Source organism: Curtobacterium sp. 1544 (assembly GCF_040544915.1).
Classification (GTDB): domain Bacteria; phylum Actinomycetota; class Actinomycetes; order Actinomycetales; family Microbacteriaceae; genus Curtobacterium; species Curtobacterium pusillum_C.
In genome coordinates this window covers 73,613-93,071 of sequence record NZ_JBEPKX010000010.1, presented here as the reverse complement: position 1 = coordinate 93,071, position 19,459 = coordinate 73,613, and the positions used below count along the sequence as shown (strand labels likewise).

General features: G+C 70.1%; 17 protein-coding genes. 9 read left to right on the top strand and 8 right to left on the bottom strand.

Features of this window, described 5'->3' with window-relative positions; all coding sequences use genetic code 11:
- Positions 1–43 precede the first annotated feature (43 nt).
- Genes ABIC61_RS08385 through ABIC61_RS08375 form a run of 3 tightly spaced genes read left to right on the top strand, consistent with a single transcriptional unit; the run spans position 44 to position 5,024 of the window.
- Complete coding sequence (locus tag ABIC61_RS08385) at positions 44–2,065, top strand: glycosyltransferase (RefSeq protein ID WP_502908791.1); 2,022 nt, start codon at positions 44–46, stop codon at positions 2,063–2,065.
- Entirely contained in the window at positions 2,062–2,475 is a 414-nt protein-coding gene (locus ABIC61_RS08380) for an ATP-binding protein (protein WP_186322054.1), read from the top strand. Before ABIC61_RS08385 ends, ABIC61_RS08380 begins: the two co-directional genes overlap by 4 nt.
- Positions 2,463–5,024 (top strand): OpgC domain-containing protein, encoded by a 2,562-nt coding sequence (locus ABIC61_RS08375; protein WP_354029541.1) that lies wholly within the window; start codon positions 2,463–2,465, stop codon positions 5,022–5,024. Before ABIC61_RS08380 ends, ABIC61_RS08375 begins: the two co-directional genes overlap by 13 nt.
- Positions 5,025–5,272: 248 nt before the next feature.
- On the opposite strand, the gene ABIC61_RS08370 is transcribed toward ABIC61_RS08375, so the two are convergent.
- Genes ABIC61_RS08370 through ABIC61_RS08350 form a run of 5 tightly spaced genes read right to left on the bottom strand, consistent with a single transcriptional unit; the run spans position 5,273 to position 10,313 of the window.
- The gene (locus ABIC61_RS08370) at positions 5,273–6,388 is read right to left on the bottom strand and encodes a Gfo/Idh/MocA family protein (protein ID WP_354029540.1); all 1,116 of its coding nucleotides are present in this window, start codon (positions 6,386–6,388) and stop codon (positions 5,273–5,275) included.
- Positions 6,385–7,191, bottom strand: a complete 807-nt coding sequence (locus ABIC61_RS08365) for a ThuA domain-containing protein (protein ID WP_354029539.1) — start codon at positions 7,189–7,191, stop codon at positions 6,385–6,387. The genes ABIC61_RS08370 and ABIC61_RS08365 overlap by 4 nt, the downstream gene beginning before the upstream one ends.
- 53 nt (positions 7,192–7,244) lie before the next feature.
- The gene (locus ABIC61_RS08360) at positions 7,245–8,114 is read right to left on the bottom strand and encodes a carbohydrate ABC transporter permease (RefSeq protein ID WP_502908790.1); all 870 of its coding nucleotides are present in this window, start codon (positions 8,112–8,114) and stop codon (positions 7,245–7,247) included.
- Positions 8,107–9,075, bottom strand: coding sequence for a carbohydrate ABC transporter permease (locus tag ABIC61_RS08355; protein ID WP_079238304.1), 969 nt, complete (start codon positions 9,073–9,075; stop codon positions 8,107–8,109). The genes ABIC61_RS08360 and ABIC61_RS08355 overlap by 8 nt, the downstream gene beginning before the upstream one ends.
- A gap of 2 nt (positions 9,076–9,077) precedes the next feature.
- A complete protein-coding gene (locus tag ABIC61_RS08350; RefSeq protein WP_144755755.1) occupies positions 9,078–10,313 on the bottom strand; it encodes a sugar ABC transporter substrate-binding protein in 1,236 nt (411 codons plus the stop codon).
- A 202-nt stretch (positions 10,314–10,515) separates the two neighbouring features.
- Here ABIC61_RS08350 and ABIC61_RS08345 point away from each other — a divergent pair, with 202 nt between their 5' ends.
- From ABIC61_RS08345 to ABIC61_RS08330, 4 genes are all read left to right on the top strand, one after another.
- A complete protein-coding gene (locus ABIC61_RS08345) occupies positions 10,516–11,532 on the top strand; it encodes a LacI family DNA-binding transcriptional regulator (RefSeq protein ID WP_354029538.1) in 1,017 nt (338 codons plus the stop codon).
- A 249-nt stretch (positions 11,533–11,781) separates the two neighbouring features.
- Complete coding sequence (locus tag ABIC61_RS08340) at positions 11,782–13,101, top strand: ABC transporter substrate-binding protein (RefSeq protein ID WP_354029537.1); 1,320 nt, start codon at positions 11,782–11,784, stop codon at positions 13,099–13,101.
- Positions 13,098–14,069, top strand: a complete 972-nt coding sequence (locus tag ABIC61_RS08335) for a carbohydrate ABC transporter permease (RefSeq protein WP_186322053.1) — start codon at positions 13,098–13,100, stop codon at positions 14,067–14,069. The genes ABIC61_RS08340 and ABIC61_RS08335 overlap by 4 nt, the downstream gene beginning before the upstream one ends.
- On the top strand, positions 14,069–14,917 hold the full coding sequence (locus ABIC61_RS08330; protein ID WP_260852748.1) for a carbohydrate ABC transporter permease: 849 nt from the start codon (positions 14,069–14,071) through the stop codon (positions 14,915–14,917). Before ABIC61_RS08335 ends, ABIC61_RS08330 begins: the two co-directional genes overlap by 1 nt.
- A 69-nt stretch (positions 14,918–14,986) precedes the next feature.
- Here ABIC61_RS08330 and ABIC61_RS08325 read toward each other — a convergent pair whose 3' ends face one another.
- Together ABIC61_RS08325 and ABIC61_RS08320 are read right to left on the bottom strand one after the other, a co-directional pair.
- Positions 14,987–15,142: a hypothetical protein gene (locus ABIC61_RS08325; RefSeq protein ID WP_354029536.1), complete on the bottom strand. Its 156-nt coding sequence runs from the start codon at positions 15,140–15,142 to the stop codon at positions 14,987–14,989.
- 159 nt (positions 15,143–15,301) lie between these two features.
- Positions 15,302–15,748 carry a MarR family winged helix-turn-helix transcriptional regulator gene (locus tag ABIC61_RS08320; RefSeq protein WP_144755737.1) on the bottom strand — a complete coding sequence of 149 codons (447 nt, stop codon included), beginning with the start codon at positions 15,746–15,748 and terminating at the stop codon, positions 15,302–15,304.
- A gap of 122 nt (positions 15,749–15,870) precedes the next feature.
- Here ABIC61_RS08320 and ABIC61_RS08315 point away from each other — a divergent pair, with 122 nt between their 5' ends.
- Positions 15,871–16,848, top strand: coding sequence for a helix-turn-helix transcriptional regulator (locus ABIC61_RS08315; protein ID WP_354029535.1), 978 nt, complete (start codon positions 15,871–15,873; stop codon positions 16,846–16,848).
- Between the two features lie 133 nt (positions 16,849–16,981).
- On the opposite strand, the gene ABIC61_RS08310 is transcribed toward ABIC61_RS08315, so the two are convergent.
- The gene (locus tag ABIC61_RS08310) at positions 16,982–18,013 is read right to left on the bottom strand and encodes a LacI family DNA-binding transcriptional regulator (protein WP_354029534.1); all 1,032 of its coding nucleotides are present in this window, start codon (positions 18,011–18,013) and stop codon (positions 16,982–16,984) included.
- 147 nt (positions 18,014–18,160) lie between these two features.
- On the opposite strand from ABIC61_RS08310, the gene ABIC61_RS08305 reads away from it, so the two are divergent.
- Positions 18,161–19,459 (top strand): ABC transporter substrate-binding protein, encoded by a 1,299-nt coding sequence (locus tag ABIC61_RS08305; RefSeq protein ID WP_354029533.1) that lies wholly within the window; start codon positions 18,161–18,163, stop codon positions 19,457–19,459.

Below are 19,459 nucleotides of genomic sequence, written 5' to 3'. Positions count from 1 at the left end.
TGCGACGCAGCACGTTCGGCGACGCCGCGGACGGTGGTACCCGGTGACCGCACTCGACCTCAGCCGTCAGGACCGTCGGCGGCTGACGACCGGAACGTCACGGCGGCGGATCGTCACGGTGCGGACGGTCGCCCTGCTCGCCTCGCTCGCCGGTGTGAACTACGTCGTCTGGCGCTGGGCCGCCTCGGTGAACTGGCACTCGTGGTGGATCGCCGTGCCGCTCATCCTGGCCGAGACCTACAGCGTCATCGACTCCCTGCTCTTCGCCTTCGGCGCGTGGCAGCTCCGTGAACGCGGGGAGCCGCCAGCGCCTCCGAGCGACCCCGTGACCGTCGACGTCTTCATCACGACGTACAACGAGCCGGTCGACCTCGTCGTCCGCACGGCTCGTGCGGCGAAGGCGATCACGCACCCGCACACCACGTGGATCCTCGACGACGGCAACCGCCCGGAGATGCGTGCCGCCGCCGAGTCGCTCGGCATCGGGGTGATCACGCGCGGCGCGGACTGGATCGACCGGCCCCGGCACGCCAAGGCCGGCAACCTCAACAACGCACTGCTGGCGACGCAGGGTGAGTTCCTGCTCATCCTCGACGCCGACCAGGTGCCGGAACCGTCGATCCTCGACCGGACGCTCGGGTACTTCAAGGACCCGCGGATGGCGCTCGTGCAGACCCCGCAGTGGTTCGAGAACGTGCCCGACGCCGACCTGCTCGGCAGCCAGGCGCCGCTGTTCTACGGCCCGATCCAGCAGTCGAAGGACGGCTGGAACGCGGCGTTCTTCTGCGGGTCGAACGCGATCCTCCGACGCGAGGCCCTCATGCAGCTCGGGGTGACCCGGTACGTGCGCGAGGTCGAGGCCTCGGTGGCCCGCACCATCAAGACCTCCCGGAAGCTCCTGGCCCGTGCGCGGGAGACCGAGACCGACCCCCGGGTACTCGGCGCCCTCGACGAAGCCGAGGCCGTCGTCGACCGCGCCCGCGACCAGGTGCAGCGCGGCGAACCGCTCGGCGACGTCACCTACGACTTCCAGCGGGGCATCGACGCGATCTCGTACCGGTTCGCCGCGTCGGACCTCGAGTCCGTCCGCAACGACCTGCAGGAACTCGCCGCGATGTCGGCGGACGCGAACACCTTCGCCGGCCTCGACGACGCCGCGCTCGACGTGCTCGGCCGCCGCGACGCGTCTCCCGTCGCGGCGATCGAGTCCATCGCAGTGCTGGCCCGCGCGCTCGACGTGAACCGGGACGACGAGGCGCAGCCGATCATGCCGCTGGCGACGATCTCCGTCACCGAGGACATGGCGACCGCCATGCGCCTGCACGGCCTCGGCTGGAAGTCCGCGTACCACGACGAGATCCTGGCGAAGGGGCTCGCGCCGGAGGACCTGCCGACCATGCTCGTGCAGCGGCTCCGCTGGGCGCAGGGCACCATGCAGGTGTTCTTCCGCGAGAACCCCCTCGTGCAGAAAGGCCTGTCGTGGGGGCAGCGGCTCATGTACTTCTCGACGATGTGGAGCTACCTGTCCGGGTTCGCCGCGATCGTCTACATCGCCGCGCCCGTGCTGTGCCTGTCGTTCGGCGTCGTGCCCGTCCAGGCGTACAGCGTCGACTTCTTCGCACGGCTCATCCCGTTCCTCGTCCTCAACCAGCTGCTGTTCTGGGTGGTGGCCGCCGGACGGCCGACCTGGCGCGGGCAGCAGTACTCGCTCGCCCTGTTCCCGGTCTGGATCGAGTCCGTGACGAGTGCGTTCGAGAACGTGTTCCGGGGCAAGCCGCTCGGCTTCCGGGTCACCCCGAAGGTCCGCGACGAGTCCGAGCAGAAGCCGCGGTGGGACCTCGTCAAGCCGCAGCTCATCGCGATGGGGGCGCTCGTCGCCGCGCTGGTGCTCATCGGCATCCGCTACCTGACCGGGCAGGCGTCCGGCATCGCGCCGCTCGTGAACACCGCGTGGGTGGTGTTCGACCTCTTCATCTTCAGCATCGTCATCCGGGCGGTGCTCTACCGAGGGCCGGGCACCGTGCAGTCCGAACACGAGTCGAGCACGGCCGGGGGACCCCTGTGAGCGCGGCACGGATCGAGTTCGAGGTCCCGGCGACGGTGGCGTCCCTCGACGAGGTCCAGGACCGCTTCGGCGCGTGGTGGGACACCCTCGGCGTCGACGACCTCCGGCTCCGCTTCGGGCTCGAGACGGCCGTCGCCGAGATCGCGGCGAACATCGTCGAGCACACCCGACGCGCCGACCGGGAGGCCGGCCGGCGCTACACGGTGGAACTCGACGCGACCGACGACGAGCTCGTCGCCGTGCTCAGGGACAACGGGCTGCCCGCCGACGTCGACCTCGCCGCGGTGACGATGGCGGACGTCGACCAGGAGAGCGGACGCGGCCTCGCCCTCGCGATCGCGGCGCTCGACCGGCTCGAGCACCGGCACGAGGGCGGCCACAACGTCTGGACGCTGGCGTGCACTCGGTGATCCAGCGGGCGGTCGCGTTCCTCGTGGTGGTCGCGACGCTGGCGCTCGGCGGTGCGCTCCCCGCCTCGGCCGCCGCGGCGCCGACGAGCGCGGCGACGACGAGTGCGGCGACGACGAGTGCGGCGACGACGAGTGCGGCGACGACGAGTGCGGCGGCGCCGGCTCCGGGGAAGACCTGGTTCGGCCCGGACATCGACTGGGGTGACGACGCCCCGGACGGGTACGCCGGCCGACTCGGTGCGACACCGTCGATGTACGGCGTCGAGATCCCGTACCCGCTCGACCGCAGCGCCCGCAAGGAGTTCCTCCGTGCGACCCGGGCCGCGGCGACCCAGGGGGCGGTGCTCGTCGTGAGCTTCGAGCCCGACCAGTCGCTCCGGTCCCTCACCGCGGCGGACGCCCGGACGGCGAACACCCTGCTCGAGGAGGTCCACCGGCAGTACGACACCCAGGTGCTCGTCCGGTTCGCGCCGCAGATGAACGGCACGTGGGTGCGCTGGGGGCAGCAGCCGACGCAGTTCGTCAAGGCGTTCCGCGCGCTGGCGACCGCGGTGCACGACGGCAGCTCGGACGCACGCATGGTCTGGTCGCCGTCGTACGGCGCCGGCTACCCGTTCGGCGAGTCCGCCGGGCGGCTGCGCGACCTGTCGGCGACCGACGTCGCCAAGCTCGACACGAACGGCGACGGGCAGCTCACCGGTGCCGACGACCCGTACGCCCCGTACTGGCCCGGGGACTCGTCCGTCGACTGGGTCGGGCTGTCGATGTACTCCTTCGGCAAGGGGAAGGCGACCGAGGCCGCTGGGCGCGACGTCCCGCTCACCCGGAACGACGTCCCCGAGGCCGGCGAGGTCGCCGGGCGCTTCGACGAGACCTGGGGCTACGAGCAGCCGCAGTCCGGGACCTTCTACGACCGCTTCGCCGTCGCGGACGACCGGCCGATGCTGCTCGACACCGGTGCCCTGTACGACCACTCGCTCCGCGGTGACGCCGAGCTCCCGGTCAAGCAGGGCTGGTGGCGGCAGGTGATCGCCGCCGTGCAGGACCGTCCGCTGATCCGGGGCGTGACGTTCCTCGAGACGAACCGCCGCGAACCAGAGGCCGGCAACCGTGTCGCGGACTGGCGTGACACCGCCGTGCCGGGCATCGCGGGCTCGTTCCGCACCGACCTCGAGCGCGCCGGCGACTTCGTCTTCGGGCCGGTCACCGACCGGGTGACCCCGCAGGACGGCGCCGCGGCGACCGACCAGCAGTACGACACCGGCGGCGACCAGATGGCGTGGATCGTCTGGCTCGCGGTGGGCCTGGCGGTGGTGTTCCTGCTGAGCGGGGTGTTCGGTCGGCTCCTGCCCGGCTGGCGCTACCCGGACGACGGGAAACCCGGACGCGACCTGCGACTCGACCTGTTCCGCGGGTTCATCATCCTCGCGGTGGTGATCACGCACATCGAGATCGGTGGACCGTACTCGTACATCACGCTGCACGCCACGGGTGCGATCACGGGCGCGGAGATGTTCGTGTTCCTGTCCGGCATGGTCCTCGGCATGACGTACCCGTTCGCCATCAAGAAGTTCGGCGAGTGGGCGGCGGCGATCGGGGCGTGGAAGCGCGCGCGGAAGCAGTACCTCGTGACGCTCGGGGTGATCCTCGTCGTCTTCGCCCTGAGCTTCGTGCCGTTCCTGAACACCGACGCGATCACGACCTTCACGGACCGGGGGACCGGCACCGGCGGCGTCGGTGCCGAGGGACGTGTGTACGACCTCTACCCGAACGCGATGCAGCTCCTCGCCTACCCGCCGCCCTGGTACGCGATCCGGCAGTTCCTGCTGCTCGAGATGGGCCCGTGGCCGTTCAACATCATGGGCCTGTTCGTGGTGCTCAGCCTGTTCATCCCGGCGTTCATGTGGGTGATCCGGCGCGGCTACTGGTGGGCGTTGCTCGTCGTCAGCTGGGCGCTCTACGTGTTCCAGGCGGTCAACCCGGACTTCCGGCCGCTGAACTCGCAGTTCGAGTCGGTGTTCCCGCTGCTCACCTGGCAGGTCGTGTTCACGCACGGACTCGTCCTCGGGTACTACCGACGCCAGGTCATCGGCGCCCTGACCGGCCGGCTCGGCAAGGTCCTGGTCGGCATCGGCCTGAGCGGCTACGCGCTGTTCCTGGTCTACGTCTGGGCCGGCAACCAGTACGGGTTCACGCCCGTGCCGTTCCCGGCGTCGATGTACGACCAGCTCTACAACACGGCGTACCAGCGGGTGGACCTGCAGTGGGGGCGACTGGTCGACATCGCGTTCTTCGCGATCGTGTCGTACGCGATCCTCACGGTGTTCTGGAAACCGATCGCGAAGACCATCGGTTGGCTCTGGATCCCGATCGGGCAGGCGAGCCTCTACGTGTTCGTCTGGCAGGTCTTCTTCGCGCTGGCGATCGCGTCGATACCGGGCCTCGACTGGGGCAACCCGTGGATCGGCTTCGTCACCCACACGCTGCTGATCCTGCTCGCCTGGTACATGGTGCGGAAGCGGTTCCTCTTCTCGGTCATCCCGCGCTGACGCGCGCTCGGACGGACGGGAGGCGGGGGGGCCGCGGGGCCCCCCCCCCCCGCCCCCCCCCCCGGGGGGGGGGGGGGGGGGGGGCCCCGCGCCCCCCCCCCCCCCCGGCCCCTCGCCCGGTCGCGTCGCGACGTTCCTGCCCATCGCACGCGTCCTGGAAAGCCGAATCGCGCGTTGGAGGCAAGAACTTCCTGCTCCCTACGCGCGAAACGTCTCCCTACGCGCGGAACGACGTCCCCCGCGGAACGTCAGCCGAGCGCGGCCGCGTCGGGCGAGCCCGTGGCGAGCGCGCCCCGCACCGACCCCCACGACGCGAGCCGCTCGCGGATCGCCGCGTCCTGCTCAGCCTCGAGCGCAGCGGCGTGCGCTTGCTCGAGCACCTCGTCGATGACGATGCGCCGTCCTGATCGTGCCGAGGCGATCGCGGCGTCCACCATGGTGAGGCTCATGACGTTGCCGTGGACCTCGCCGTCCGGGGTCTCTCCGGACCGGACCGCGCGCACGAACGACGCGAGCGCCCCGGCGATCTCGTTCCCGACGCTCGGAGCGACCGCGGGAGCTCCCGGTGTGCCGTCGAGGTCGCTCCACGGGTCGTGGTCGCCGTCCCACAGCGCCGTGCCGGCTGCTCCGGAGGCGCGCCAGTCGCCGTTCCACGAGGTCTCCGCGCCGGGCGCGCACCAGGAGCCGTCGTACACGTAGCGGACGTCGTCCTCGAAGGTGAAGACCGCTGCGGCCGCGGCGTCGCCCCGGTACCAGGACCACGACGGGTTCCACGACTCGCAGTACACCGACACGGGGTCGCGTTCGAGCACGTAGCGGGCGGAGTCGAACGCGTGGATCGCCATGTCGAGCAGGAGGACGTCGTCCATCTCCTCGCGGAAGCCGCCGAAGTGCGGGGCCTTCGCGAACCGGGTGCTCAGGCCACCGACGGCGCCGAGGTCGCGGACGTGCTGCCGGAACGCGACGAGGTGGTCGTTGTACCGGCGCGACTGCGACACCATGAACAGCTTGCCGGTGGCCTCGGCGGCGGCCGCGAGCGACAGCGCCTCGGCGACCGTCTGCGCGGCGGGCTTCTCGCCGAGCACCGGGAGCCCGGCGCGGAGGGCCTCGAGCGTGACCGGGTGGTGGGCGACCGGTACGGTGATGTCGAGCACCGCCTCGGCACCCGTCTCCGCGGCGAGGGCGGTGAGGTCCGTGCCGACGGGGATCGACGGGTCGCCCGCGACGGCTGCACCGGCCCGTGCGGCGTCGAGGTCGAGGTCGACGATGCCGACCAGCTCGACGTCGGGGTCGGCGGCGACGGTGGCGAGCCAGGCCCGCCCCATGCCGCCGGCGCCGACCTGGACGACGCGGAGGGGGATCACGCCTGCGCCCCGGCTTCTGCCGGTTCGTCCACGGGCGCGTCGTCGAACGGGCCGCGGTAGTGCTGCCCGTCGAAGTACTCGCCGAGGTCGTACCGGCGCAGGGTCGGGATCTCCCGTTCGCGCTCCGGCCGGGCCCACTCGGTGGCGTTCGCGATCACGCGGCGGACGTCCTTGTGGTGGTACACCGGGAAGTCCTGGTCGCCGGGGGAGAAGTAGAAGATCTTCCCGAGGCCGCGGCGGTACGTCATGCCGCTCCGGAACACCTCGCCGCCGGTGAAGCCCGAGATGAACACGAGCTCGTCTGGGGTCGGGACGTCGAAGTACTCGCCGTACATCTCCTGCTCGGGGATGACGATCGGGTTCGGGACGCCGCGCGTGATGGGGTGCTGCGGGTTCACGGTCCAGACGAGCTCCTGGTCGTGCTCGCTGCGCCACCGGAGCGTGCAGGTCGTGCCCATGAGCTTGCCGAAGATCTTCGACCAGTGCCCGGAGTGCAGCACGACGAGTCCCATGCCGGCGAGCACGTGCTTGTGCACGCGGTCCACCACGGCGTCGTCGACGTCCTGGTGCGCGGCGTGCCCCCACCAGGTGAGGACGTCCGTCTCGGCGAGGACTTCGTCGGTGAGGCCGTGCTCGGGCTCCTGCATGGTGGCGGTGCGGACGACGACGTCGGGCAGGTTCTCGCGGATGCCGTCCGCGATGGCGCCGTGCATGCCGTCGGGGTAGCGCTCGGCGACGTGCTGCTCGACCTGCTCGTGGACGTTCTCGCCCCAGACGGTGATGCGGAGCGGGGTGGTGGTCATGGTGTGTGCCTTTCCGGGGCCGGTAGGCCCGGTTCGGGGGCCGGTGGACCCGGTCACTTGACGGCGCCGCCGGTGGCCCCGGCAGCGATGAACTTCTGCGCCACGAGCAGCAGCACGATGGCGGGGACCGAGGCCATCACCGCGGCGGCCATGACGGTCGACCAGTCGGCGGTGAAGGTGCCGATGTAGTTGTAGATGCCGAGCGTGATCGGCCGGACGTCACCCGTGGTGGTGAGCGTCAGGGCGAACAGGAAGTCGCTCCAGGTGAACAGGAACGTGAAGAGCCCGGCGGTGATGAGGGCGTTGGCGCTGATCGGCACGACCACGGAGCGGAACGCGCGGAAGTTCCCCGCGCCGTCCACCTTCGCGGCCTCGATGATCGACGGCGGGATGTTCTGCATGAACGCCCGCATGATGAGGATCGCGAAGGGCACCCCGGCGGTGGAGTCGGCGAGGATGAGTCCGGGGATCGTGTTGAGGAGCCCGAGGTCGTTGTACGCGGCGTACAGCGCGTTCGCCACGACGATGCCCGGGATCATCTGCGAGATGAGGATCCCGAACAGGACCGCCCCGACGCCCTTCACCTTGAACTGCGCGAGGGCGTAGGACGCGGGCGTGGCGATGAGCAGGCTGACGACCACGCTGCCGAGGGCGATCGCGAGACTCGTGACCAGGGCACCGCCCTGGTCGGCGATGGCCTGTGCGTACCCGCCGAGCTGCGCGTGGATCGGGAACCAGGCGGCCTCGATCGCGGGACCGGCCGGCTGCAGCGAGATGTTGATCATCCAGTAGACCGGGAAGAGCATCACGGCGAGGATCAGGATCCCGACACCGGACAGCACCCACTGCTTCGGTGTGGTCGGGCGGGTGGCGCGACGGGTTCCGCGGGTCACCACGGCCCGCGTCGCTGCTGCGTCAGTCATCGATGGCCTTCCGGTTGAGACGGAGGTAGACGATCGCGAACAGGGCGGAGATCACGATGAGGATGTTGCTCAGCGCGGCGCCCTGGCCGAAGTCGAACTGCTTGAACGACAGGTCGTAGGACTGGGTCGCGATCGTCTGGGTGGCGTTCGCCGGCCCGCCGTTCGTCAACCCGAGGATGATGTCGAGCACCTTGATCGTGTAGACGACACCGAGCACGAGCGTGACGCTGACGACCGGTCGGAGCATCGGCCAGGTGATCGACCAGAACGCCTTCCACCCGGTCGCCCCGTCGAGCGCGGCGGCCTCGTACAGCTCGGTCGGGATGTCCTGCAGGCCGCCGTAGAGGATCGTCGTGTTGAACGGGATGCCGATCCAGATGTTCACTCCGATCACGGTGATGAGCGCGACCGCCGGGCTGGTGAGCCACGGGACCGAACCGATGCCGAAGATCCCGAGGAACTGGTTCACGACGCCGGAGTCCTGGTCGAGCATCCACTTCCACACCGCGCTCGAGACGATGAGCGGCAGCAGCCAGGGGAGCAGGAGCAGCGAGCGGAGGAGCCCGGACAGCGGGAAGTTCCGCCGGAAGAACAGGGCGAGGAGCAGCCCGAGGACGAACTGGCCGACGATCGACCCGATCGTGAAGAGTGCGGTGTTGAGCAGTGCCGTGCTGAACAGCTGCGACGACACCACGGAGACGTAGTTCGAGAGCCCGACCCACGGCGCCTCGCCCGTGTAGAAGGTCGAGGTCGTGTAGGCCTGGAAGCTCATCACGATGTTCTTGACGACCGGGTAGCCGAAGAACAGCACGAGGAACACCACGGCGGGCAGCAGGAACAGGAGCTGGGCGATCCGCTCGAAGCGCAGACCGCGGCCCCGGCGGGCGGGCCGCGGGGCGGGAGTGGTGCTCCCGTCCCCGGCGGCCCGCTGTGGGGCGACGTGCGTCGCGGTGGAGGTCATGCTCAGTTGCTCGACTGCGCGTTCTTCAGCGCGTCGGCGGGCGAGTCCTGCCCGGTCAGCGCGGACTGCACGGCGGTGTAGATCTTCGTCGCCGCCTTGGGCCAGTCCGCTCCGAGCTCACCGGTGCGGGCACGGGCGTCGGCGACCAGGTCGACGAAGACCTGCTCCTCCGGGACGTCCTTGCCGAACTGCTGCGCGACCTCGGTCTTCGACGGGATCGTGTAGCGGAGCTTGGCCATCGCGAGCTGGTTCTTCGCGTCGTTCATGCAGTCGACGACCTTGGCCGCGACCTGCTGCTTCGCCTTGTCGCCGGTGTTCGGGACGGTCCAGACCTCGCCGCCGAGCGGTGCCACGGCGGTGTCGCTGGCGGACTGCACGGGGATCTGCGCGATCCCGTAGTCGATGCCGGAGTCCTTGAGCGCCGGGATCTGCCACGGGCCGTTGATCATCATCGCGGCCTTGCCGGCCATGAACTGGTCGTTGACGTCGGCCTGGGTCCAGTTGACGACGCTCTTCGACATCGAGCCGTCCTTGACGAGGTCCGTCCAGAGCGACAGCGCCTCGGCGGTCTTCGCGGTGGCGATGTCCTTCTCGTCGCCGCCGTTCGACCACATGAACGGCAGGAACTGCCAGGTGCCCTCGTACGTGGCGTTGGCGTCCACGGCGAACCCGTACTCGCCGTTCGCGGTGAGCTTCGCGGAGGCGGTCTTCAGCTCGTCCCACGTCTTCGGCGGGGTGACGCCGGCGGCGGCGAGCTTCTTCTTGTCGTAGAACAGCGCGATGGTGTTCACGGTCGGGGCGAGGCCGTAGACCTTGCCCTTGTACGTGCCGGCCTGCAGCACGCCCTTCGCGTAGCCGTCGGTCGAGATGCCGTAGTCGGTGAGCGGTGAGAGCGCACCCGTCTCGGCGATCTGCTGCAGGTCGGGGTTGTCGAGCATCAGGACGTCCGGCAGCGTCTTCGACGACGCCTGCTGGAGCACCTTCTGGATCAGCGAGGCACCGGGCACCAGGCTGCGCTTGATGGTGACGTCGTTCTCGGCGCCGCACTTGTCGAGGTACTCGCCGATGACCTTCTTGTCGTTGCCCTGGTTGTAGTAGTCGAGGACGGTGATCGAGTCCACCTTGCCGCCGGAGCTCGCGGAGGAGCCCCCGGAGCAGCCGGCGAGGACGAGGGGGACGGCCGCCAGCATGGCGACCGCGCTGAGGACCTTGGGCGTCCTGCGGTGTCGAGGCTTCATTGCTTCGCTCTTCTCTGGATGGTTGCCGGGCACGGGCGGGCGTGCCGTCCGTGGATCGGGTGCGAACCGGACCAGAAGCGCTCCGTCGCGTCCCGAGTGGCACGAAGCTAGCATCTAAGCGCTTCGACAGTAAAGCGCTTAGACAGACTTTCTCCGGTCTCCGCGGCGCTACAGTGAGCGGATCACACGAACGGGAGACGTCATGGCGACGATGCAGCAGGTCGCCGACCGGGCTGGGGTGTCGATCGCCACGGTGTCGTTCGTGGTGAACGGCAACAAGCGCGTGTCGGAGGACACCCGCGCCCGGGTGACGGCGGCGATGCGCGAGCTCGGGTACCGCAACAACGTCGTCGCGCGGGCACTGGCCTCCAGACGGACGCACATCCTGGCGCTGCTGTTCCCGGTGCTCGAGCACCGGCTCGGCCAGACGGCGCTGCAGTTCTTCACGAGCGCGGCCAGCCGGGCCTCGGAGCTCGGGTACCACCTCGTGCTCTGGCCCGCCGCGACCACCGCGGAGGACGTCCGCGACCTCATCTCGGGCGGCCTCGCGGACGGCGTCGTCGTCATGGAGGTCACCATGCACGACCCCCGGATCGAGCAGCTCGCCGCGATGGACGTTCCGTTCGTCGCCATCGGCCGCACCGCGGAGCCGTCGTCGATGTCGTACGTCGACATCGACTTCGAGCGCACCGTCGAGGACGCGCTCGACCACCTCGCCGGCCTCGGGCACCGGCGGATCGGGCTCGTCGTGGAGGACCTCGACGGCACCGCCATGGCCGACTACGGGCCGAAGGTCCGGTCCGAGGCGGCGTTCCGGGCCTCGATGGACCGCCGGGGTCTGCACGGCACGGTCGTCGCATCGGGGGCCTCGGCCGAGGGTGGACGGCGGGCTGCGCGGGAGCTCCTCGCGAGCGACCCCGACGTCACGGCGACGATCATCATGAAGGACGACTCGAACTTCGGGCTCGTCAGCGGCCTGATCGCAGCGGGGCGCCGGGTCCCCGAGGACGTCTCCGTCATCGCGATCGTCTCCTCCGACGGCGCGGGTGCCGCGACCGAACCCGTGCTCACGACGCTGAACGCCCCGGGGCCGGAACTCGGACGGCTCGCGGTGGAGTCCCTGACCGACCGCCTCGAGGGCCGGACGACCGCGCTCACGCACACGCTCATCCCCTGCGCCATCCACCTCGCCGACTCGACGGCCCCCGCGCCCGCCTGACCCGCCGCGAGAGCGACAGTCTGCCGCCGAACTTCCGTGCACCTCTGTCGCTTTCGCGACACGACCCGCGGCCCGGACCCGAGATCTGTCGCCATCGCGACATCGTGTCGGCCTGGAGGCGCGTGGCGGGCCCGCACCGCGCCTCCAGGCCGCCGTCGGGTCGCGCTCCACACCCCGCCCACCGGGCGTCCAGGGAGCGTTGGTTGTGTGGATCCACAGGAACGCCACACCACACGTCGAGGAGGACGGATGGCAATCGACCGCAGGCTCTTCCTGCTCGGGGGAGCGGGGGTGCTGCTGCTCGCCGGCTGCTCCACCCGCCCGGAGCGCACCACCGTCGAGAACTGGCCGACCGATCCGCCCGAGGGCGACGTCACGATCAGCTGGTGGGCCGGTCAGGTCGCGTCGAAGGACGGCGGCGACCTCCGGCGCCGGCTCATCGCCGAGTTCCAGAAGGAGCACCCGAACATCCGGGTCCGGATCGTCAGCGCCCCGAGCGACACCGACACGAACCGGACGAGCCTGACGACGCAGATCGCCGCGGGGTCGAGCACGCCGGACGTGTACCTCGGCGACGTCGCGTGGCCGGGGCAGTTCGCGAAGAACAAGCTCGCCACCCCGGTGAACCAGCTCGTCGGCGAGGACTTCTTCGACCAGTTCCCCGAGGGCCTGCGCCGGGCGGCGAGCGTCGACGGCACGTACTACATGTTCCCGCTCTACATCGACGAGTCGTTCTTCCTGTACCGGAAGGACCTGCTCGCCAAGCACTCCCTGCAGGTCCCGAAGTCGTGGGAGGAAGTGCGCGAGACCGCCGCGAAGCTCGTCGACACGGGTGACGTCAGCTACGGGTTCGCGTTCCAGGGCGACGTCTACGAGGGCCTCACCTGCAACGTCACCGAGTTCGTCGCGGACGCCGGCGGTTCGCTGCTGAACGACGACCTGACGAAGCCGGAGACGACCAGCTCGGAGACGAAGCGGGCGTTCGAGTTCATGCGGTCCCTGATCACGGACGGCGCGAGCCCGCGGGCCACCCTGACGTACCAGGAGCAGGACACGAACGACGCGTTCTCCGGCGGGCGCGCCGCGTTCCTCCGCAACTGGTCCTACGCCTGGGGCATCGCGAACGGCCAGGACAGCCGGGTCGCCGGCAAGGTCGGGCTCGCCGCACGACCGACGTTCGACGGGACCGACGAGCACCACTCGACGATCGGCGGGTGGGGGAACTACATCAACCCGCACACGCAGCAGCCCGCCGCGGCGCTGACGTTCGCGAGCTGGATGTCGAGCGAGACCGCGCAGCAGTTCCTCACCCGCGAGGGCGGCGTCCTGCCGGCCCGCAGCGCCTCCCTCGTCAGCGCTGATGCCAAGCGGCAGCAGCGCCCGACGTACGACACCGCCGCGGGGATCACGCTCGTGCCCCGCCCGACCTCGACGGCGTACTACCCGAAGGTCTCGCAGGGCGTGTACCAGAACGGCAACAGCATCCTCGGCGGGCAGGCATCGGTGGACGGCGGCACGAGCGCGATGGCCTCCGCCATCTCGCTCGCGCTGCAGGGGGAAGCGCTGTGAGCGCCGGCACCGCGACACGGGCGTCGACCAGGCCTGGAGGCACGGATCGCCTCGACCCGCCGCCTCGCCTCACCGGGCGGTCGCGTCTCGACCGCATCCGCGCGCGGGGCGCGTGGGGCTTCGCGGCCCCGGCGCTCCTGGTCGTGGCGGCGGTCACGATCTTCCCGGTGGTGTACTCGATCGTCCTGAGCTTCGCGGACGTCGAGGTCGGCTACGAGGGCTTCTCCATCCAGTCGTTCGGGCTCGGCAACTACGCGGCGCTGCTGCAGAGCGCCGACTGGTACCGGGCACTGGGCTTCACGGTGCTGTACACGCTCGTGACGGTGTCGGTGGAGCTCGTGCTCGGGATGCTCGTCGCCCTCGTGCTCGAGCGGCTCGGGGCCACGCGCGGCTGGATGCTCGCGCTCATGCTCGTCCCGTGGTCGCTCGTCACCATCGTCAACGCGCAGCTGTGGAAGTACGTCTACGACTCCACCTACGGGGTCGCGACGTGGTTCTTCGGCCTGTTCGGCGAGGCGCCCGTCATCCTCGGTGAACCGGTCCCCGCGATCACCGGCCTGATGGTCGCGGACATCTGGAAGACGACGCCGTTCGTGGCGATCATCCTGCTGGCGGGGCTCGTGCAGATCTCCGAGGACCACTACGAGGCGGCGGAGCTCGACGGCGCCAGCACGTGGCAGACGTTCTGGCGCGTGGTCCTGCCGCAGCTCACGCCGACGCTCACGATCGCCGTGCTGTTCCGCATCCTGCAGGCGTTCGGGGTGTTCGACCTGCCGTTCGTGCTGACGAACGGCGGACCGGGCACCAGCACCCAGTCGCTCGCGATCATGGGCTACAAGGTCCTGTTCCAGGACATCAACATCGGGCCCGGCGCGGCGATCGCGACCTCCACGGCGGTCATCGTCGCTGCGGGCTGTCTGCTGTTCCTCCGGGCGTTCCGGAACCAGGCGAAGGGAGGGGACGACTGATGCCCCGTCAACGCGTGCGCCGGGGGTGGCGCAAGTGGGTCAACACCGTCAACGTCAGTGGCGTCGTCATCGCGGTGCTCACCGCGCTGCCGCTGTACTGGCTCGTCACGACGTCGCTCAAGCCGGCGTCCGAGATCTCGCAGTCGCCGCCGACCGCGTGGCCGCAGGCGATCACGTTCGACAACTTCGTGGTGGCCTTCCGCGACAACGCCCTGGGCCAGTACATGGTGAACAGCGTCATCGTGTCGGTGTCGACGACGGTCATCGTGCTCGCCCTGGCGTTCCTCGCCGGGTACGCGCTGGCCGGCCGCTTCATCCGGGGCCGCACGGCGATCATGACCTCGTTGCTCATGCTCTCGGTGTTCCCGGCGATCGCGGTCCTGACGCCGCTGTACCTGCTGGAGCGCAACCTCGGGCTGCTCAACTCGTACCCGGGACTGATCGTTCCGTACGTGGCGTTCAACCTGCCCTTCGCCATCTGGATCATGCGGAACTACCTGCAGGGCATCCCCTCGACGATCGAGGAGGCCTCGGAGATCGACGGCGCCGGAGCCTGGCGCACGGTGCTGTCGGTGATCCTGCCGATGGCCAAGCCGGGGCTCTTCACGGTCGGGGTGTTCACCTTCACGGCGTCGTGGAGCGAGTTCCTGATGGCGTTGACGTTCAACAGTGAGAACTCGTTCCGGACCATCCCGGTCGGGATCGCCCTGTTCGGGACGCAGTTCACCGTGCCGTTCGCCCAGATCTTCGCGGCGAGCGTCGCGGCGACGGTGCCGATCGTCATCCTCGTGCTGGTGTTCCGCCGGTCGATCGTGTCCGGGCTGACCTCCGGAGCGGTCAAGGGGTAGACGCGCAGACGACGGACGGGAGGCGCGTGGCGATGCCGCCACGCGCCTCCCGTCCGTTCTGCTCCGTCGTCAGCGGCGACGCGGATCGCGGGCAGTGTCGGTGAAGAAGTCCCCGTAGACCTCGACGCCGTCCTGCTGCTCGCCGTGCTTCCAGCGCTTGCGCATCAGCCGGAACGTCTCGATGCGGACCGGGTCGACGCCCTGTTGCGACTCGTAGTGGCTCATCGTTCGCTCCCTTCGCCCTCGTACCCCCGATCGGGGGCACCCGTGGACGAAGGTACGGGCGCGCGGGCGGGGCGTCCGGCAAGATAGGTAGGGAAGTTACCTAACTGCGCTTGGTGGACAAATGATCGGGGGGCGGTCGTCGTCGCCCGTACCCTGCCGTCAAGGCGACGGGGCGCCGAACTCGAGCGCCTCGATGACGCGGTCGATGACCCGGACGTACTTCGCCCGCTCGCGATCAGTGAAGGAGGACAACAGCTCGTGCAGGTGCTCGTTCGTGCTGTCCATCGCCGAGGCGTAGGCGCGCTCGGTCTCCGGCGTCAGCTCGATGAAGCGGCTCCGGCCGTCGTCCGGGTTCGGGACGCGGCACAGGTGGCCCGCGCGCTCGAGCCGGTCGACCGTGCCCGTGACCGCCGGCCCGCTCAGGCCGAGGTGCGTGGCGAGGTCCTTCACGCGGACCTTCCGCTCGGCCGCTGCGGCGCGGGCGACGAACTGCAGCACCGTGAGGTCCGATCCGGTCACGTCGAGCCGGTCGCGGAGTCGACCCCGCAGCGACCCCATCGCGGCTTCGAGCCGGGTGAGGGCCGCGGTCAGGTCGATCTCACTCACGTGGTCGCCCCCTCGGTGCGGATCGATTGCGCGCCACGATACGCCGCGCTCATCGGGCCAGCGTATCCAGATAACGAGGGTGACAGCGGGATGTGGACACCCGGGTCGGATCGGGGGTGCGTGTGAGCGAGCAGGTGACGAGTCCGTCCGAGGGTCCGGAGGCGATCCGGTTCGAGTTCACCGGCCACCGCCCGGACGACGCCGTGCGCGACCTGGCCGGCATCTACGGCGCCGGGTCGGAGGTCGTCGGCCGCTGGGTCGCGCATCCGAGCGACGGCGCCTTCGACCACCGCTACACCGCCGTCGGTGACGCCGAGGTGACGATCCGCCGCGCGCAGTTGCACGGCGTGCTGCAGGGGGTCGTCCCGGCCGGCGGTGACTACGTCGTCCTCTGGATCGGCGCCGGTGCCGTGGAGACCGAGCAGCGCACACTGCCGCACGACGTCCCCCTCCTGCTCCCGCCCGACCAGGAGTTCGCGTTCCGGACGGCGGACCACGACCTGCGCATCGTGCACCTCGACCGGGCCTTCGTCCGTCGGGTCGCGGGCTCCCACGGCGACGCCGCGCTGCGCTTCGACGCCCACGGGGAGCCCGATCCCGAGTCCGCCCGGCGGTGGCAGGGAGCGCTCACCGCACTCGCCCGTGCGCTGCGGGTCGGCGGGACCGAGTCGGTCGCCTGGCAGGGGGCGAAGGTGGCCGCTGCCGAGGTGTTCCTCGACGTGTTCCCGCCGCTCCTCGACGACCTGCCCGCAGTCCTCGGGCAGCCGCGCAACGCACGGCTCCGGGCTGCCGTCGAGTACGTGCACGACCACGCGTCGGAACCCGTCACGATCTCGGACCTGTCGGCGGCGTCCGGGCTGAGCGTGCGGTCGGTGCAGGAGTCGTTCCGCCGGGTGTTCGACGTCTCGCCGCTCACGTACCTCCGGCAGGTGCGGCTCGACCGCGTGCGGGCCGAACTGCTCGACGCGGACCCGCAGGCCAGGGCGGTCGGCGACGTCGCGCGGCGGTGGGGGTTCGCGCACCTCGGGCGGTTCTCGGCGGCGTACGCGGAGCGGTTCGGCGAGTACCCGAAGGAGACGCTGCGGCGGTCGGTGGGCTGAGTCGCGCAGTCTCGTGGGACTGGGCTCGCCCGCCCGCCCGCTGGCCCGCTCGCCCGCTGGCCCGCTCGCCCGCTCGCTCGCGTTGAGTGAGCAGCAATCGTCGAGTCCGATCGATCGACTCGACGATTGCTGCTCAGTCGACGGCCGGCGGCGCCGTGCTCGCCCGGACGCGGAGGGTCGTCGGCAGCCGGAGGTGGTCGGACGTCGGCTCGCCGCGCAGCATCGTGAGCAGCATCTCGACGGCGCGCGACCCGAGTTCGGCGAGCGGCTGTGCGACGGTCGTCAGCGGTGGGGTCGTGGTCGACGCCTGCGGCACGTCGTCGAAGCCGACCACGGACACGTCCTCGGGGACGCGGAGCCCGAGCTCGGCCGCGGCGCGGAGGACACCCACCGCCGAGGAGTCGTTGGCGGCGAACACCGCGGTCGGCCGATCGGCTGCGGCGAGGAGGTCGCGGGCGACCGTGGCGGACTGGTCCTCCTGGTAGCCGCCGTCCCGGACGAGCCCCTCGTCGACCGGCAGTCCGGCGGCGACGAGGGCGCGACGGTAACCGGCCTCGCGGAGCTGCGCGGACGCCAGGTCCGGGCGGCCGCGGAGGTGCGCGATGCGTGTGTGTCCGAGCGCGACCAGGTGCTCGACCGCCTGGACCGCGCCGTCCTCGTTGTCGGCGTCGACGGTCGCGTGTCCCTCGGGGCCGGTGTGCGGGTCGATGGCGACGACCGGGATCGACGTGCTCGACAGTGCCGTGGTGGGCGTGACGACGATGGCGCCGTCGATGAGCGTGCCCGACAGCCGCGAGAGTGACCGCCGCTCCCACCCCGGCTGGCCGGCGCCCGTGACGAGACCCGCGTAGGCGAGCAGTTCGTAGCCGGTGCCGATGGTAGCGCGCGAGATCCCGCGCAGGAGCTCGGTCGAGAACGGCTCGAACTCGGGCACGAGGATGCCCACGACCCCGGTCCGGGAGCTGCGGAGGCTCCGGGCGACGAGCGAGGTCTCGTACCCGAGCTGCTCGACGACCTCCTGCACGCGGAGGATCGTCGCCGGTGCGACGCCGTCGCGCTGGTTGATGACCTTCGACACCGTGGGGATCGACACCCCGGCGGCCCGCGCGACGTCCGCGATCGTCACCCGGCCGGCTCCGGGACGCATGCCGAGAGCCGTGTCCATGTGCACACCGTACCGCTGCCTCGGCGCGAAATCGGCAAAGAAAACGTTATCGATATCGATTGACAAGGCTCCCGACCACCTGGCACGCTCTCCGCAAGCGGCAGTCGATGTCGCTGCATGTCAACGACGACACTCAGGAGTTCCACGATGACGAGGAAGATCCGTGCCGCGGCAGCCATCGCGCTGATCGGGGTCACAACACTGGTGGCCGCAGGCTGCTCAGCGGGCAGCGACGCCGCCGGGGGTGACGGCGGGAAGGTCTCGATGACCTTCTGGCACAACTCCACCACCGGACCCGGCAAGGCGTTCTGGGCGAAGACCGTCAAGGACTTCGAGGCGAAGAACCCGAACGTGACGATCAAGATCCAGGCGATCCAGAACGAGGACCTGGACGGCAAGCTCCAGACCGCGCTCAACTCCGGGTCCGCCCCCGATGTGTTCCTGCAGCGTGGCGGCGGCAAGATGGCCGCGATGGTGAACGCCGGCCAGCTCATGGACATCTCCGGCTCGATCGGGAAGACGGCGAAGAGCGAGATCAGCGACGCCGCGTTCGGCGGGTACGAGCAGGACGGCAAGACGTGGGCCATGCCGGTCGACGTCAACCCCGAGGGCATCTGGTACAGCCAGGACCTGTTCGAGCAGGCCGGCATCGAGAACACGCCCACCACGATGGACGAGCTGAACGCGGACATCCAGAAGCTCAAGGACGCCGGCATCCAACCCGTCGCCGTCGGGGCCAAGGACGCCTGGCCGGCAGCGCACTGGTACTACAACTTCGCCCTCCGTGCCTGCAGCGAGAGCACGCTGACGAAGACCGCCAAGGACCTGAAGTTCACGAACTCCTGCTGGACGCAGGCGGGCAAGGACACCAAGGCGTTCTTCGACACGAAGCCGTTCAACGACGGGTACCTCACCACGGCATCGCAGCAGGGTGCCGGCAGCTCCGCCGGTCTCGTCGCGAACCACAAGGCCGCGATGGAGCTCATGGGCGCCTGGGACCCCGGAGTGATCTCCTCGCTCACCCCGGACGGCAAGCCCCTCGCCGACCTCGGCTTCTTCCCGTTCCCGGAGGTCTCCGGCGGCAAGGGCGCACCCGGCTCGATGATGGGCGCCGTCGACGGGTTCTCCTGCTCGGCGAAGGCCCCGAAGCAGGCCTGCACCGACTTCCTCAACTACATGACCGAGAAGCCCGTGCAGGAGGCCTACTACAAGGCCTTCAACGCGATCCCGGCGAACCAGTCCGCGCAGTCGGTCGTCACCGAGCCCTACCTGAAGACCGTGCTCGAGGCCTACAACAAGGCGCCGTTCGTCTCGAACTACCTCGACACCGTCTACGGCCAGAACGTCGGCAACGCCCTCAACACGAGCGTCGTGAACCTGCTCGCCGGCAAGGGATCGGTGGACGACATCGTGAAGACCATCAACCAGGCCGCGGCCAAGGGGTGA

Coding starts and splice junctions, on each gene's coding strand:
- ABIC61_RS08365 (WP_354029539.1), bottom strand. CDS start 7,191: ATGACCACCACCCCGCTCCGCATCACCGTCTGGGGCGAGAACGTCCAC.
- ABIC61_RS08360 (WP_502908790.1), bottom strand. CDS start 8,114: ATGACTGACGCAGCAGCGACGCGGGCCGTGGTGACCCGCGGAACCCGT.
- ABIC61_RS08355 (WP_079238304.1), bottom strand. CDS start 9,075: ATGACCTCCACCGCGACGCACGTCGCCCCACAGCGGGCCGCCGGGGAC.
- ABIC61_RS08350 (WP_144755755.1), bottom strand. CDS start 10,313: ATGAAGCCTCGACACCGCAGGACGCCCAAGGTCCTCAGCGCGGTCGCC.
- ABIC61_RS08345 (WP_354029538.1), top strand. CDS start 10,516: ATGGCGACGATGCAGCAGGTCGCCGACCGGGCTGGGGTGTCGATCGCC.
- ABIC61_RS08340 (WP_354029537.1), top strand. CDS start 11,782: ATGGCAATCGACCGCAGGCTCTTCCTGCTCGGGGGAGCGGGGGTGCTG.
- ABIC61_RS08330 (WP_260852748.1), top strand. CDS start 14,069: ATGCCCCGTCAACGCGTGCGCCGGGGGTGGCGCAAGTGGGTCAACACC.
- ABIC61_RS08325 (WP_354029536.1), bottom strand. CDS start 15,142: ATGAGCCACTACGAGTCGCAACAGGGCGTCGACCCGGTCCGCATCGAG.
- ABIC61_RS08310 (WP_354029534.1), bottom strand. CDS start 18,013: ATGGACACGGCTCTCGGCATGCGTCCCGGAGCCGGCCGGGTGACGATC.
- ABIC61_RS08305 (WP_354029533.1), top strand. CDS start 18,161: ATGACGAGGAAGATCCGTGCCGCGGCAGCCATCGCGCTGATCGGGGTC.